At 66.6% G+C, this 14,910-nt stretch carries 11 protein-coding genes; 5 read left to right on the top strand and 6 right to left on the bottom strand.

Annotation, left to right across the window (positions count from 1 at the left end):
- The first annotated feature begins 3 nt into the window (after positions 1 to 3).
- From ACYQ01_RS04325 to ACYQ01_RS04315, 3 genes are read left to right on the top strand one after another with little or no spacing between them, the layout of a single operon-like run.
- Positions 4 to 951, top strand: coding sequence for a TIGR01777 family oxidoreductase (locus ACYQ01_RS04325; protein WP_459932600.1), 948 nt, complete (start codon positions 4 to 6; stop codon positions 949 to 951).
- A complete protein-coding gene (locus ACYQ01_RS04320) occupies positions 948 to 2,327 on the top strand; it encodes an HD domain-containing phosphohydrolase (RefSeq protein WP_459932599.1) in 1,380 nt (459 codons plus the stop codon). Before ACYQ01_RS04325 ends, ACYQ01_RS04320 begins: the two co-directional genes overlap by 4 nt.
- Positions 2,311 to 5,151: an AMP-binding protein gene (locus ACYQ01_RS04315; protein ID WP_459932598.1), complete on the top strand. Its 2,841-nt coding sequence runs from the start codon at positions 2,311 to 2,313 to the stop codon at positions 5,149 to 5,151. Before ACYQ01_RS04320 ends, ACYQ01_RS04315 begins: the two co-directional genes overlap by 17 nt.
- Positions 5,152 to 5,352: 201 nt before the next feature.
- Here the strand turns inward: ACYQ01_RS04315 and ACYQ01_RS04310 are convergent, their stop codons facing one another.
- The 4 genes from ACYQ01_RS04310 to nth all read right to left on the bottom strand — a co-directional run bounded on the left by ACYQ01_RS04310 (position 5,353) and on the right by nth (position 9,779).
- The gene (locus ACYQ01_RS04310; RefSeq protein ID WP_459932597.1) at positions 5,353 to 7,149 is read right to left on the bottom strand and encodes a thioredoxin domain-containing protein; all 1,797 of its coding nucleotides are present in this window, start codon (positions 7,147 to 7,149) and stop codon (positions 5,353 to 5,355) included.
- A 163-nt stretch (positions 7,150 to 7,312) separates the two neighbouring features.
- Positions 7,313 to 7,957 (bottom strand): YdcF family protein, encoded by a 645-nt coding sequence (locus tag ACYQ01_RS04305; protein WP_459932596.1) that lies wholly within the window; start codon positions 7,955 to 7,957, stop codon positions 7,313 to 7,315.
- On the bottom strand, positions 7,954 to 9,135 hold the full coding sequence (tgt, locus tag ACYQ01_RS04300) for a tRNA guanosine(34) transglycosylase Tgt (RefSeq protein WP_459932595.1): 1,182 nt from the start codon (positions 9,133 to 9,135) through the stop codon (positions 7,954 to 7,956). Before tgt ends, ACYQ01_RS04305 begins: the two co-directional genes overlap by 4 nt.
- Positions 9,132 to 9,779, bottom strand: coding sequence for an endonuclease III (nth, locus tag ACYQ01_RS04295; protein ID WP_459932594.1), 648 nt, complete (start codon positions 9,777 to 9,779; stop codon positions 9,132 to 9,134). The genes tgt and nth overlap by 4 nt, the downstream gene beginning before the upstream one ends.
- A 181-nt stretch (positions 9,780 to 9,960) precedes the next feature.
- On the opposite strand from nth, the gene ACYQ01_RS04290 reads away from it, so the two are divergent.
- Both ACYQ01_RS04290 and ACYQ01_RS04285 read left to right on the top strand, forming a co-directional pair.
- Positions 9,961 to 10,407 carry a LexA family protein gene (locus tag ACYQ01_RS04290; RefSeq protein WP_459932593.1) on the top strand — a complete coding sequence of 149 codons (447 nt, stop codon included), beginning with the start codon at positions 9,961 to 9,963 and terminating at the stop codon, positions 10,405 to 10,407.
- Entirely contained in the window at positions 10,392 to 11,669 is a 1,278-nt protein-coding gene (locus ACYQ01_RS04285; protein ID WP_459932592.1) for a Y-family DNA polymerase, read from the top strand. The genes ACYQ01_RS04290 and ACYQ01_RS04285 overlap by 16 nt, the downstream gene beginning before the upstream one ends.
- A gap of 285 nt (positions 11,670 to 11,954) precedes the next feature.
- Here ACYQ01_RS04285 and pdxA read toward each other — a convergent pair whose 3' ends face one another.
- Together pdxA and glgB are read right to left on the bottom strand one after the other, a co-directional pair.
- Positions 11,955 to 12,926 (bottom strand): 4-hydroxythreonine-4-phosphate dehydrogenase PdxA, encoded by a 972-nt coding sequence (pdxA, locus tag ACYQ01_RS04280; RefSeq protein ID WP_459932591.1) that lies wholly within the window; start codon positions 12,924 to 12,926, stop codon positions 11,955 to 11,957.
- Between the two features lie 4 nt (positions 12,927 to 12,930).
- Positions 12,931 to 14,829, bottom strand: coding sequence for a 1,4-alpha-glucan branching protein GlgB (gene glgB, locus ACYQ01_RS04275; RefSeq protein ID WP_459933885.1), 1,899 nt, complete (start codon positions 14,827 to 14,829; stop codon positions 12,931 to 12,933).
- Between the last annotated feature and the right edge of the window lie 81 nt (positions 14,830 to 14,910).

Raw genomic sequence — 14,910 nt, 5'->3', positions numbered from 1 at the left:
ACCATGCAGTCCACAACTCCCAGAAGCGTCGTGGTGGCTGGAGGCGGAGGATTCATCGGCAAACCGTTGTGCCGGGCTCTTTTGGCCAAAGGATATGGGGTGACGGTCCTGTCGCGTGGACCGGACAGACCGGCGGGGCGGCCCTCCAGCGGGCAGCCCGCCACTCGGCACTGGGACGGCGAAACCTCCGCCGGTTGGCAGGACCTGGCCGACGGCGCGTTCGCCCTGATCAACCTGGCCGGGGAAAACGTTTCCGACGGGCGTTGGACTCCGGCCCGCAAGAGTCGCATCCTCGAAAGTCGGGTGCGTGCCGGCCAGGCCATGGTCCAGGCCGTGGAGAAGGCCGCCAGCAAACCCGGTGTGTGCGTGCAGGCCTCGGCCTCGGGCTATTACGGCCACACCGGCGATGCGCCGGTGGATGAAAACGTCGGCGTCGGGAACGGGTTCCTGGCCGAGGTGGCCAAGGCCTGGGAGGATTCGTCGGCGCCCGTGGAGGCGCTGGGGGTGCGGCGCGTCGTGGTGCGCACCGGCCTGGTCTTGGGACGCGAGGGCGGGCTCTGGCCCAGGCTGGAAAAGCCTTTCAAATGGTTTTTGGGCGGACCGCTGGGCGATGGCAAACAGGGATTCCCCTGGATTCACATCCGGGACGAGGTGCGGGCCATTCTTTTTCTGCTCGAGCGCGCCGACGCCCGCGGGCCGTTCAATCTTTGCGCGCCGCACAGCGTTTCCAACCGCGAGTTCAGCCACGCCCTGGCCAAGGCCATGCGCCGGCCCTGCGGCTTGGCCGCCCCGGCCTTCGCCCTGCGTCTGCTCTTTGGCGAGATGGCCGACGAACTGTTCCTTTCCGGATGCCGCATGTTTCCTCGTCGGCTGCTTGAACTCGGGTTCGACTTCCGCCATCCTCAGTTGCCCACGGCCTTGGCCAATCTTCTGGGAAGAGAGATCGCATGAATATTTCGAAAAAGCGCATTCTCGTGGTGGAAGACGAGGCCATCGTGGCGCTCGACATCTGCAATCGCCTGGGGCACCTGGGGTACGAATTGGCCGGGCGTTGCGCCTCGGGCGAGGAAGCCGTGGACCTGGCCCGGAGTCTGCACCCGGATTTGGTGCTCATGGACATCATGCTCGAAGGCGAGATGGACGGGGTGGAGGCGGCCGGGCGCATCCGGGACCTGTGCTCCACGCCCGTGGTGTACCTCACCGCCTACGCCGACGGCGATACCCTCAAGCGGGCCAAGGTCACCAGTCCCTTCGGCTACATCATCAAGCCCTTCGAGAATCGCGAGTTGCAGACCACCATCGAAATGGCGCTCTACAAGTTCGAGACCGACGCCAGGCTGGTGCGCTCGCAGAAGCTTTTGGCCACCACGCTGCAAAGCCTGGGGGAGGCCGTGGTCACCACCGACGCCGACAACAAGGTGCGCTTTCTCAATCCGGCCGCCGAGCGCATGCTCGAATACAACCTGGAAACCGCGCAGGGTCGATTCTTGGCGGACATCGTGAATCTGTCCTGCTCCGTTCCTTCCCTTCGGCCGGAACGCTCCCCTCTGGCCGAGGCCAAGCTCGCGCCCAGCATCCTGCGCACGCCCAGCGGGCGCACGCTGCCCGTGGAGACTCAGAGCACGCCGCTCATGGACGACCACGGTCGACCCCTGGGCTCTGTGTTGGTGATACGCGACATTTCCGATCTGGTACGCGCCAATACGGCCATCGAGCAAAACCTGGCCAATCTGCGCGACACCCTGGAGGCCACGGTGGAGGCCCTGGCCGTCACCGCGGAGAAGCGCGATCCCTATACCGCCGGACACCAGCAGCGCGTTTCGAGCCTGGCCGTGGCCGTGGCCAGGCGGTTGGGGCTGGAGGAAGACCGCGTGGAAAGCGTGCGCGTGGCCGGACAGTTGCACGACATCGGCAAGATTTCCGTGCCGGCGGAGATCCTCACCAAGCCGACCCGACTCACTCCCATCGAGATGCAGCTCGTTCAGATTCATCCCGAGGTGGGGTACGATATTTTGCGCAACATTCCTTTCCCCACGCCCGTGGCCCGGTTCGTGCGCGCGCATCACGAGCGCCTGGACGGCTCGGGCTATCCCGACCGCCTCGCCGGCGACGCCATCCCGCTTGAGGCCCGCATTCTCTGCGTGGCCGACGTGGTGGAAGCCATGAGCTCCCACCGGCCCTACCGGCCGGCTCTGGGCGTGGATCGCGCCCTGGAGGAGGTCACCCGCAATCGGGGCCGGCTCTATGACAAGGCTGTGGTGGACGCCTGCGTCAAAGTCTTCGAGGAGGACTCCTTTTCGTTCGACGGCGATGGCTCGGGCTGCTGACCGGGACGGACAAAGGCCGCAATGCCGCCCCCTGGCCCACCGGCTGGTGTCGTTTCGTCCCCTGCCGCCGGACCCCGTGCCGCCGCTTCCCCACCGGTTCGCCGGGCTTGACCTCGTTCAGGCCTTGCGCGTCGCCCGGGTCGAAACCCCGGATCGGTGCGCCATGCTGGTGCTGGACGAGTCCGGCCGGACGCGGTCCCTCTCCAGGGCCGGATTTTTCGACTTGGCCCTGCGCGTGGGGGCCTGGTGCCGGCAAAACGGACTCGAACCGGGAAGCGCGGTCCCTCTCCTCATGGACAATGGCCCCCGTTGGGCCGCGGCGTATTTCGGGGTTCTGGCGGCCGGAGGCGTTATCACACCCGTGGACACGGCCTCCACGCCGGCCGACGTGTCCCATTTTTTGCGGGTCACCCGGGCCGAAATGGCGCTCACCGACCAGCCGGACATCTTTCTTCGGGCCGGATTTACCGGCAAGCTTCCCTCCCCGGAACAGGTCTTTTCCTCCGAGCCCCTGCCCGAAAACAGCGTATTTAGGGCAGGACCGGACGACACAGCCTGCCTGATCTTCACCTCGGGCACCACCGGCGACCCCAAGGCCGTGCGTCTGACCCACGCGAACCTGCTGGCCAACGTGGAAAGTGTCTCCCGGCTGGATCTGTTGCGCGCTTCCGACACTTTTCTGGCCGTGTTGCCCCTGCATCACGCCTATCCCTGCATGGTCAACCTGCTCGTACCCCTGCTCCTGGGAGCGCGGACCGCGTTTTTGGCCGCACTCAAGCCCGAGGCCGTCCTGTCCGCGCTCAAAATCGCGCGGGTGAGCATTCTGGTGCTCACGCCGCAGTACGCCGAGGTCTTTCACCGGCGTATCCTGGCCCGGCTGGAGGCCCTTCCCCTGGGACTGGGGCGGGCTCTGGTCCGACTGCTGCGGGTTTCCGCCCGGTGGCGGCCCGACCCACTGGCCCTCCTGCGACGGGCGGTGCGTCGGGGTGTGGGGCCGGCTTTCCGGTTTTTCGTCACCGGAGGGGCCAAGGCCGACCTGGACATGCTCAAGGACATGGCCGCCCTGGGATTGCCCGTGCAGGAAGGGTACGGACTGTCCGAGATGGCTCCGGTGGCCTGCGTCAACCTGCCCGGAGAGCCTCCCGGCGCGGTGGGCAGGCCTTTGCCCGGTGTCCGGGCGGCGATTTTCGCGCCGGACGGCCAAATCAAGGACCAGGGCGAGGGCGAGATCCTGCTCGCCGGTCCCAACCGTACTCCAGGCTATTTCGAAGACCCCGAAGGGACGGCGCGGGCCATTCGGGACGGCTGGCTGCACACCGGGGATCTGGGGCGGCTGGACCCGGACGGTCGGCTGACCATCCAGGGCCGAAGCCGCGACGTGGTGGTGCTGCCCAGCGGCAAGAAGCTCTCCGCCGAAGAGGTCGAGACCCAGTACCAGAAGGCCCCTTCGGTGGGCGAAATCGCCGTGGCTCTGGGCCCGGACGGAACCCTCTGCGCCCTGGTGGTGCCGGACCTGGAGCACTTCAAGACTCTCGACGCCCCGGATATTCGAGCCAACGTACTCTGGGACATGGACTATCTCTCCCGGGAGTTGCCCGCCTATCGCCGGGTGCGTCGGGTGTATCTCACCACGCGCGAACTGCCGCGCACCCGTTTGGGCAAGCTCAAGCGTCACCTGGTGGAAGCGCGTCTGCGCGAGGTCCTGGGCGAGCGACAGGACGACGGGTCGGGGCCTTCTCCCGGGCCGGATTTTCCCTGGCTCGGCCTGGACCGGAATCAAACCCAGGCCCTGTCCCTCCTGGCCCGCCAGTGCGATCGGGAGTTCGTGGCCCCTTCCGAGCACCTGGAGCTCGACCTGGGGCTCGATTCCCTTTCCCGCCTCGAGTTGCTCTCCCTGGTGGAGGAAGCCACTGGCCTTTCCCTGCCGGAAGAGTCGTTTTTGCGTCTGGCCACGGCTCGTGATCTGGCCGACCTGGTGGGTCGGTTCACCCGCTCGGGACAAACGTGCGACGCCGAACCGCCGGGGGGAATTCTCCCGGCCGCCTCTCCGGACTGGACGCGGCGTTTGACCGACCCCCTGACGCCGGCCCTGGCCGCCAAGGTCCGTCTGGCGCCCACGCGTTTCGATCGTGTCCTGACCCGTGGCGGCGGAAGCCTGCTGGATCTGGCCGCTCGCCTGGGCTTTCAGTTGCGGGTCGAAGGCTTGGAGAACGTGCCGGACGGCCCCGCGCTTCTTTGTCCCAACCACGCGAGCTATCTGGATGGCCTGGTCCTGTTCTGCGCTTTGCCGGCCCGTCTGCGCGAGCGGTTGTATTTTCTGGGGCTGGCGCGCTTTTTCGACGCCTGGCCCCTGGCTTCCCTGGCTCTTCGCCTACGCCTCATCGCCGTGGACGCCGGACGACTCTTCGAAACCATGCGGCTCACGGCGTACGTGCTCGAACACGGCAAGTTGGCCTGCGTGTTTCCCGAAGGCGCACGCAGCGTCACGGGCACGCTGGGCGAGTTTCGACCCGGCGCGGGTATCCTGGCCCGGACCCTGGGCGTCCCCGTGGTGCCCGTGGCCGTGGTCGGAACCTATCGGGCCTGGCCCCCGGGCGGGCGTCTGCGTCCGGCCCCTGTGCGCGTGCGGTTTGGGCGCCCCCTGGGCCCGGAGATTTTGGCTCGTGAAGGCATGGGCGCGGTGCGCCGCGCCGTGGCCGAGATGTTGGAAGAGGGTAGAGAGGGGGGGGAGGAAGAAGAAGAAAAGAGGAAGAAGCCTCCGGCGGCCGGAGGGAATGATTCCCGCCGGTCCCCCTCTTGTTTTTCATGTGTAGGGCGGCGGTGAAGTTGTCTGGGGGGGCGGGAGAGTTGCTGCGGGCCGTGTTTCAGGGACCTTCGGGACCGGCTTCGCGGTCCCGAAGGTCCCTGAAACAACGCTTTTTTCCTCCCCCCGCGCCTGTACTCCCTGCGTTCGTCTGCACTGGCGCAGGCAACCGGGGATTCCCAAGGGGGTCACCCCCTTGGGCCGCCGGAGGCGTTCTTCCCGTCAAGCCTCGATCAGCTTATCCGCTTCGCAAAGCAGCATGGCGAAGCCCGGCGGGTATTCCGCGGCCTGGGGCCAGGCGGCCTTGGCCAGGGCCGTGGCCCGTTCCTTGAAGTCGACCCGTGCCGTCAGGTTCGCCAGGATTCTCAGGACCCCGAGCGCGGCCGAGTTGCCGCTGGGCATGGCCGCATCGTAGAATTCCTTGCGCCGCAGGAGCGGAGTGGGGGCGTCGTCGGCCGTAAAGAAGAATCCTTCGTCCGGGTCGGCAAAATGGTCGATCATGGTTTCGGCGATTTGCACGGCCAGGTCCAGCCATTGCTGTTGGCCGGTGGCTTGATGCAGCTCGACCAGCCCCCTGGCGAAGTAGGCGTGGTCGTCCAGGTTGCCGGGCACGGCGGCCTGGCCGTCGCGGTAGCGGTGCAGCAGCCGTCCGGTGGGATCGCGCAGCCTGTCCAGCACGAACCGGGCGGCTTGTTCGGCCGCCAGGGCCAGGTCCTTTCGGTCGAAGACCCGGGCCGCGCGGGCCAGGGCGGTGATGGTCAGGCCGTTCCAGTCGGTGAGCGTTTTGTCGTCCGTGCGCGGGGGGACGCGCTTGCGCCGGGCCGCGAGCAGGGCCTGGCGCATGGGGGCCAGGCGGGCTTCCTCGTCTTCGCTCGGCGGGGCGGCCAGGTGGGGGATGTTGGTCCCGGTGGGATGCCCGGTGGCTTCCTCAAGAAAGTTGCCTTGCGGGGAAAATCCGTACACGCGTAGGAACTCCGCCGCCTTTTCCGGTCCGAGAACGGCCTCGACTTCCGCCGTGGTCCAAACGAAGTACTTGCCTTCCACGCCTTCGGAGTCGGCGTCCTGGGCGCAGTGCAGTTCGCCCTCGGGGCCGCGCAGGTCTTGGAGCACGTAGGCCAGGGTCTCCTGGGCGGCGCGGGAAAAGAGCGGGTCGCCAAGCGTTTGCCACGCTTCGGTATAGGCCAGGGCCAGCATGGCCTGGTCGTAGAGCATCTTTTCGAAGTGGGGCAGCAGCCACACCGCGTCGGTGGAGTAGCGGTGAAAACCCAGGCCTATCTGGTCGAAAAGGCCGCCCAGGCGCATGGCCGTGAGTGTCTTGCCCGCCATGTCCGCCAGTTCGCGCCGGCCTGTGCGGCGAAAGCGCTCCAGCAAAAAAAGCAGCACGTGCGGCGAAGGAAACTTGGGGGCTTGGCCGAAGCCGCCGTTTTCGGCGTCGAACTGTTCGGTCAGAATCCGTTCGGCTTCGGCGAAAAGCGTCGGGTCCAGCGTGGCGGCCGGAGCGTGACGCCTTTGCAGTTTGGCCAGGGCTTCCTCCACGCTGCGGGCGGCCTTGTCCACCTCCGGGCGGCGGTGAGTCCAGGCCTGGTGCACGGCGGCAACCAGGTCGAGCATGCCCGTGCGACCGAAACGCGTATGCTTGGGCACGTAGGTGGTGGCCAGAAAGGGCCGGCCCGAGGCGTCGGCGAAGACCGAAAGGGGCCAGCCTCCCGAACCGGTCAGGGCGTGGCAGGCGGCCATGTACACGCCGTCCAGGTCGGGGCGCTCCTCCCGGTCGATCTTGACCGGGACGGTGTAGGCGTTGAGAAGGTCGGCCACCTCGTCGTCGAGAAAGCTTTCGCGCTCCATGACGTGGCACCAGTGGCACGAGGCGTAGCCGATGGAAAGGAACAGGGGCTTGTCCTCGCGACGGGCTTTGTCCAGGGCTTCTTCGCCCCAGGGCAGCCAGTTCACGGGGTTGTGGGCGTGTTCGAGCAGGTAGGGGCTCTTTTCGCGGATAAGGGCGTTGGGCGTGCGGTTCACGAAGTCTCCGGCGGGGGGTCTGGAGTGGTCGTCCGGGAAAAGCGGCGACGCCCGCGCGGCGAACGGCGCGGGTCGTTTCAAGATATCGCCTCAAACCCGGAAGGCAAGAAGCCGGCCTGAAGTTTTTCGCGCCGCCTTGTTGGGCGCGGCCTTCCCGGAGACGTCAGCTTTGCGCGGGAGTGGAGCGGAAACGTCCCCCCAAGAGATAGTAGACGATCTTGGGCAGTTCGAGAAACACGCTGCGGGCCGCGTCCTGGTCGGTCCACCAGGCCAGGGAGAAGCGCTCCCGGGGGGCGGCGTCCACGCGAACTTCCGAGCCGGGGAAGGCATCGGAAAAAATCTTGCGCGCCCGAAACACGTGGGCGGGCGAAGTCACCACCAGGAGTCGAGCCGGCGGATGGCCGGCCAATTGAGCGGCCAGGGTTTCGGCTTCCTGCACGGTGCTGCGCAGTTCGTCGCCGTAGTATTCCACGTCGTCGGGGGACACGCCCTTCTTGAGAAGCACGGCTTTGTATATTTCCTCCTCGCGCGGGTAGGAGACGAAATTTTTGTCCAGAAGGCGTTGGCCCGCCCGCCGGTAGGCCCGGCCCACGTAGATTTTTTTGGCCATGCCCAGGCGGTGAAGTTCGGCGGCGCGAAAAGGCCGCACGTAGTCGCCCATGAGCACCACCATGGCGTCGCTGGGCGCTGGCGAGTCCGCGCTTTGCAGCCAGTAGCCGGCCGTGAGCAGGAGCGCGGCTCCCGCGAACACCAGTCCCACCAGGAGGTGCTCGCCCACCTTGAGGGCGGCGCGCACGCGAAAGTTCACGAACGGTTCTCCGGCACGCCTCCGTTGTCGTTGGAGTCCGCGGCCGGGGCGTATACGACCTCGAACGCGGCCTTGTAGGCGTCGAAGCGCCTCTGGGCGATGGCCTGGCGCGCGCCGGCCGCCAGATCAAGGAAGAAACGCACGTTGTGGATGGTGTTGAGCCTGTAGGCCAGGAGTTCCTGCGCCATGTACAGGTGGCGCAGATAGGCCTTGGAGAACGTGCGGCAGGTGTAGCAGTCGCAGGCCGGATCGAGGGGGGAGTCGTCCTCGCGGTACTGGGCGCGTTTGATGTTCACCTGGCCTTGGCTGGTGTAGAGGGTGCCGTTGCGCGCGTTTCTGGTGGGCAGCACGCAATCGAACATGTCCACGCCGTGGGAGATGGCCTCCAGGATGTCCAGGGGTTTGCCCACTCCCATGAGATAGCGGGGCTTTTCGCCGGGCAGAAGCGGGGCGGTGTGGGCCAGCAGATCGTACATTTCGGCCGTGGACTCGCCCACGGACAGCCCGCCGATGGCGTTGCCCTCGAAACCCTGGGAGCAGATTTCCTCGGCGCTACGGGCGCGCAGATCCTTGTGAAAGCCGCCCTGCACGATGCCGAAGAGCAGTTGCCCGTTGCGCCCCGGCGCGTGGTCCCGGCGGGAGCGCTCGGCCCAGCGGGTGGTGAGTTCCAGGGATTTTTCGGTGTAGGCGCGGTCGGCGCCGTAGGGTACGCACTCGTCGAGCACCATCATGATGTCCGAGCCCAGGTTGCGCTGGATGGAGAGCACCTTTTCGGGGGTGAAGAAGTGGGCCGACCCGTCCAGGTGGGAGCGGAACTCCACCCCGTCGGGCGTGAGCTTGCGCAGCCCGGCCAGGGAAAACACCTGGAACCCACCGGAATCCGTGAGGATGGGGCCGTCCCAGGCCATGAAGGCGTGCAGGCCGCCCAGGCGGGCGATGAGTTCGTCCCCGGGCCGCAGGTAAAGATGATACGTGTTGCCCAAAATGATCTGGGACCCCACGTCGTGCAGGTCCCGGGGACACAGGGCCTTGACCGTGCCCTGGGTGCCCACGGGCATGAAGGCCGGGGTCTGGACCACGCCATGGGCCGTGACCAGGCTGGCTTGGCGGGCCAGGCCGTCGGTCGCGTTGATGGTGAAGGTCCCGGGCCGGGGGGATTGGGTTTGCCGGTCGCTCATGCCTTCCCCTTTTTGGGCTCGCGTTTGGGGCAGATGTCTTCCAGCACGCACTGGGGGCAATCGGGCTTTCTTGCCTGGCACACGGCCCGGCCGTGGTAGACCAGCAGGTGGTTGATTTCGCCCCAGTCTTTTTGGTCGAAGAGCGGCATGAGGTCCTGCTCGATCTTTACCGGGTCCTGGGAGTCGGTAAGCCCCAGGCGGTAGGAGAGGCGCTTGACGTGGGTGTCCACCGCGATGCCTTCATGCACGCCAAAGGCGTTGGAGAGCACGATGTTTGCCGTCTTGCGGGCCACGCCGGGTAGGGCGGTCAACTCGGCCAGGCTGGCGGGGACCGTTCCGCCGTGGTCGTCCACGATGCGCCGGGCCGCGCCGATCAGGTTCTTGGCCTTGTTGCGGAAAAAGCCCGTGGAGCGCACCACCTCTTCCACGTCGGCCTGATCGGCCCGGGCCAGGGCGGCCGGATCCGGCCAGCGGGAAAAGAGCACCGGCGTCACCTGATTGACCCGGGCGTCGGTACACTGGGCGGCCAGTACCGTGGCCACCAGCAGTTCCCAGGCATTGTGGTGGGTGAGCGCGGGCGGCGTGACCGGATAGGTCTGGCGCAGCCGGGAAAAGACGATTGGGGCGCGTTCGCGTGCTGTCATGCGGCGGGCAATAGCTCAAAGGGCCGTCCGGGGCAACTCGCTTCGGGAAAACGCGCGGGAGGGGCGCAGGCAAAACGACAGAGACGGCTGTGGCGTACGCTGTTTCGTTCTGGCAGGACGTGCGGGTTCTTTTGTCCATTGCCGCTTGTCTTTTTCGTAGCGAAAAAGTATACAGAAAGGCATGCGCGACAGGACGAATCGTCTTTTTACGCCGGACCCGGAATCCGCCCCCCTGCCTCTCCCCGTGGCCTGGGTTCCGGCCGGTTTTCCCTCCCCGGCCGAGGAATACCTGGATCATCGTCTGGACCTGAACGAACGTCTGGTCAGGAATCCGGCCGCCACCTTCTTCATTCGTGTGGCCGGCGACTCCATGCGGGGGGCGGGCATCGCCTCGGGCGACATCCTGGTGGTGGATCGTTCCCTGGACCCCAGGCCCGGACACGTGGTGGTGGCCGCCGTGGACGGCTGCCTCACGATCAAGCGCCTCAAGCGTCGGGGAAACGTGCTGGTGCTGGCCCCGGAAAACCCCGATTACCCGGATATCGCTCTGGGACCGGAAACCGACGCCCAGGTCTGGGGCGTGGCCACCTATGTGGTGCACGGGCTCGCGCCATGCTCCTGGCGTTGATGGACTGCAACAATTTTTACGCCTCCTGTGAGAAGGTTTTCGATCCCTCCCTGGCCGGGCGGCCCGTGGTGGTGCTTTCCAACAACGATGGATGCATCGTGGCCCGTTGCGCCCTGGCCAAGGCCCGCGGCGTGCCCGGCGGCGTGCCGGAATTCAAGCATCGCGCCGCCCTGGCCGCCATGGGAGCGGCGGTGCTTTCGTCCAACTACGCCCTCTACGGCGACATGTCGGCGCGGGTCATGGCCACGGCTGGGGCGCTGGTGCCTTCCATGGAAGTCTATTCCATCGACGAAGCCTTTCTCGACCTCACCGGGCTGCCGGACCCCCAGTACATCGTCCGGCAAGTGTCCCGGACGGTGGCGCGGGATACGGGCATTCCGGTTTCCATTGGTGTCGGCCCCACCAAGACCCTGGCCAAGGTCGCCAACAGGCTGGCCAAAAACAACCCCCAGCCGGATGGCGTGCTCGTGCTGCCCGACTCGCCCCAGGCGCGCGAGCCCTACTTGGCCGCCCTGGACGTGGAGGATGTCTGGGGCGTGGGACGACGCCACGGCGCGCGCCTCAAACGCCAGGGAGTGGCCACGGCCTTGGATTTCATGCGCCTGCCCCGCGATCAGGTGCGCAAGCGTATGACCGTGGTGGGTTTGCACACCTGGCTGGAACTGCACGGCACACCCTGCCTGGGGATGGAGCGGGGACCGGTTCCCAAAAAGTCCATCGTTTCTTCCCGGTCCTTTGGCCGGCCCGTGACCCGGCTGGACGAGCTCGAAGAGGCCGTCGCCTATCACGCCAGCCGGGCCGGGGCCCGGCTGCGCGCCCAGAACGGCGTGGCGGGGAGCCTGCTCGTCTACCTGCAGACCAATACCTTCCTTGAGAACCAGCCCCAATACTGCGCCGCCGACACCCAGGCCCTGACTCCGACCACCAGCCATACCCCGCGTCTGGCGGCGACCGCGATCCGGGTGCTCGGCCGGCTCTTTCGACCCGGCTACCGCTACAAGAAAGTGGGGGTCATGCTCTCGGCCCTTGAGCCCGTCGGTTCAACCCAACTCAGCCTGCTGCCCGACCCCGCGGGCCAGGCCGGAGAACGCTTTATGGCCGTGCTCGATGCCGTCAACGCCAAGTGGGGCCGCGATACGCTCACCTGCGCCGCCGCCGGATTGGCCCGCCCCTGGCGCATGCGACAGGAAAAACGCTCCCCGCGCTATACGACTCGCTGGGAGGAACTGCCCGTGGCCCGGGCGGAGGAGGGGGGAGAGTGACGGGGGAGAAGGCGTGGGGAGAAAGAGGAAGATCGGGGGAGGAACCTTTTGTGAACAAAAGGTTCCTCCCCCGAACCCTCTCCTCCAAAAAACTTTATCATTGGATACGGTCATGGGGAGCCAACATTGGCTCCGTGCCGGCAGTGTCGCCCTCTGTTTCGTCCAACCACGGACAAGGATAAAGTTTTTTGGTGAGAGGAGGGGGCTGGGGAGGGGAGCCTCTTTTTTGAAAAAAAGGGGCTCCCCTCCCCAGTCTTTCCTCTTTCTCCTCCCTCTTCTCTTCCCTTACGCCAGGCGTCGCGCCAGGTCGAGGGCGGCGAGGAAGCTGGTGATGTCGGCGCGGTCTTGGCCCACGAGTTCATAGCCGGTGCCGTGGTCCACGGAGGTGCGCACGAAGGGCAGGCCCAGGGTGACGTTTACGGCGTTGCCGAAGTGGGCCAGCTTGAGCGGCGCCAGTCCCTGGTCGTGGTACATGGCCAGCACGGCCGGGAATTCGCCCAGGTAGGCCCGGTGGAAGATGGTGTCCGCCGCGAAGGGGCCTTGCGCGTCCAGGCCCTGGGCGCGGGCCTTGGCGATGGCCGGGGCGATGATGCGTTCCTCCTCGTGGCCCAGGCGTCCTTGCTCGCCGGCGTGGGGGTTGAGTCCGCACACGGCGATGGGGCCCGCGAGCTGGAGGGCGCGCAGAAAGTCGGCGGTCTGGCGCAGACGGGAGAGGATACGCTCTTCGGTGATCAGTGCGGGAATGTCGGCCAGGGGGTGATGGGTGGTGACCAGGCTCACCCGAAGCCTTGGGCCGCACAGGTGCATGCATACGCCGTCCGGGGGCAGTCCGGCCCGGGCGGCCAGAAACTCCGTATGGCCGGGGAAGTCGAATCCCGCCATTTGGAGACCGGCCTTGTTGAGCGGACAGGTGACCAGGGCCTGGGCCTGGCCGGAGAGCAGCATGGCGCAGGCCGCTTCCAGGCTTAGGCCGGCGGCGAGGCCGCCCTGCTCGGAAAAGACGCCGGGCTGTGCGGTGAAGGTGGCGAGGCCGTTCGGTTCGAAAAGGTAAACGCCCGGTGCGTCGCCTTCCGGCCGGGCGACGCGCGTCCAGGGCGTGCCCAGGCCCAGGCGTTCGGAGTGCGCGGCGAGTCCGGCTTCCGGGCCGATCAGCACCAGGCGTTCGTCGGTTTTGGGAGCCTGGGCCAGCCAGCGGCAGACCAGTTCCGGGCCAAGGCCGTTGGGGTCGCCCAGGGTGATGCAGACGGTTCGCGTCATGGGTTCACTCCGCCAGGAAGAACACCGCCCCGAGCGGCGGCAGGGTCAGGGAGACGTAGAAGGGCCACAGGCCGATTTCGGCCGGATTTGCCTGAACCAGCCCGCCGTTGTCCACCCCGGAGCCGCCGTAGGCCCTGGCGTCGGAGTTGAAAACCTCGCGCCAGACCCCGCCGTGGCGGCAGCCCAGGCTGTAGTTGTGGCGCACCACGGGGGTGAAGTTGAACACGCACATGAGCTGTGCGCCGTCCTTGGACTTGCGCAGAAAGCTGATGACCGACGACTGGTAGTCCGACAGATCGATCCACTCGAACCCGTTCCAATCGTTGTCCAACTCGTGCAGGCAGGGCAGGGACTTGAGCAGGCCGTTCAGGTCGCGCAGCAGGCGGGTGACTCCCTGGTGGGTGGGATACTCCAGAAGCGTCCAGTCCAGGGGCTCGCGGGAGTCCCACTCTTTCCACTGGCCGAACTCGCCGCCCATGAACAGGAGCTTCTTGCCCGGATGGGACCACATGTAGCTAAAAAAACAGCGCAGGTTGGCGAACTTCTGCCAGTCGTCCCCGGGCATCTTGGAAAGGAGCGCCCCTTTTCCGTGCGTCACCTCGTCGTGGGACAGCGGCAGGATGAAGTTTTCGTGAAAGGCGTAGAGCATGGAGAAGGTGAGCTGATTCTGGTGGTAGCAACGAAACACCGGATCGTAGTGGAAGTAATCCAGGGTGTCGTTCATCCAGCCCATGTTCCATTTGAACGTGAAACCCAGGCCCCCGGCGTACACCGGACGCGAGACCCCGGGCCAGGCCGTGGACTCCTCGGCCGCCATGGCCGCGCCGGGGTAGTCGCGGTGCACCACGGTGTTTATTTCGCGCAAGAGGTCGATGGCCTCCAGGTTCTCCTTTCCGCCGTAGGCGTTCGGGGTCCACTGGCCTTCCTCGCGGGAGTAGTCGAGGTAGAGCATGGAAGCCACGGCGTCTATGCGCAGGCCGTCCACATGGAACTCCTTGAACCAGTAGAGCGCGTTGGCCAGCAGGAAATTGCGCACCTCGCGTCGGCCGTAGTTGAAAATGTAGGTGCCCCAGTCGGGATGCTCGCCCTGGCGCGGGTCGGCGTGCTCGTAGAGGGCGCTCCCGTCGAAGCGGCCCAGCCCCCAGGCGTCCTTGGGGAAATGGCCGGGCACCCAATCCAGGTACACGCCGAGTCCCGCCTGGTGGCATTGGTCGACGAGCCGTCGCAGACCGTCGGGGTCGCCGTGGCGCGCCGTGGGCGCGAAGTAATGGCCGGTCTGATAGCCCCAGGAATCGTCCAGGGGATGCTCGGCCAGGGGCATGAACTGCACGTGGGTGAAACCCAGGTCCAGCGCGTAGGGAATGAGCTGTTCGGCCAAGTCGTCGTAGCTGAGGAAGTCCCCGTAGTTCGGTCCTTTCCATCGCCAGGAGGCGGCGTGCACCTCGTAGAGGCTCACCGCCTGGCCAAGGGGCAGGCCGCCTTCGGCCCGGCGTTGCATCCAGGCCTGGTCGTTCCAGGAATAGTCGTCCAGGTCCCAGGCCATGGCGGCGTTGTCCGGGCGCAGTTGGGCGCGAAAGGCGTAGGGGTCGGTCTTGAGGATGCGCGTCCCGTCCTGGGATTCCACGCAGAATTTGTAGAGATCGCCTTTTTTCACGTCGGCCACGAATCCGGCCCAGATGCCCGAGACGCCCACTGGGTGCAGGGGCAGCCCGCGCGGGTCCCAGCCTGTGAAATCGCCGGTCACGCCCACGCTCCGGGCCATGGGCGCCCATACGGCGAAGCGATAGCCGGCGCGGCCTTCCAGGGTGTGGGGGTGAGCGCCGAGAATGCGGTAGACGTCGTGGTGTTCGCCTCGACCGAAGAGGTAGAGGTCGAACGGTGCGATGGGGATGGGGGTGCTCAGAGGAGTGCTCCTGGGTAAGAGGGTGGCGTCCCCACTGGCCGGGGACGCCCGGAAGCGTCGCGTCGGCTACCCGGACGCGCG

Source organism: Fundidesulfovibrio butyratiphilus, assembly GCF_054657235.1.
Note: the sequence above shows the minus strand (reverse complement) of the source record. Positions and strands in the feature narration are given on the sequence as shown.

Excerpts from the sequence above, each read along its gene's own strand:
- ACYQ01_RS04285 (WP_459932592.1), top strand. The coding sequence starts at position 10,392 with ATGCTCCTGGCGTTGATGGACTGCAACAATTTTTACGCCTCCTGTGAG.
- ACYQ01_RS04315 (WP_459932598.1), top strand. The coding sequence starts at position 2,311 with ATGGCTCGGGCTGCTGACCGGGACGGACAAAGGCCGCAATGCCGCCCC.
- nth (WP_459932594.1), bottom strand. The coding sequence starts at position 9,779 with ATGACAGCACGCGAACGCGCCCCAATCGTCTTTTCCCGGCTGCGCCAG.
- ACYQ01_RS04290 (WP_459932593.1), top strand. The coding sequence starts at position 9,961 with ATGCGCGACAGGACGAATCGTCTTTTTACGCCGGACCCGGAATCCGCC.
- ACYQ01_RS04320 (WP_459932599.1), top strand. The coding sequence starts at position 948 with ATGAATATTTCGAAAAAGCGCATTCTCGTGGTGGAAGACGAGGCCATC.
- tgt (WP_459932595.1), bottom strand. The coding sequence starts at position 9,135 with ATGAGCGACCGGCAAACCCAATCCCCCCGGCCCGGGACCTTCACCATC.
- pdxA (WP_459932591.1), bottom strand. The coding sequence starts at position 12,926 with ATGACGCGAACCGTCTGCATCACCCTGGGCGACCCCAACGGCCTTGGC.
- ACYQ01_RS04325 (WP_459932600.1), top strand. The coding sequence starts at position 4 with ATGCAGTCCACAACTCCCAGAAGCGTCGTGGTGGCTGGAGGCGGAGGA.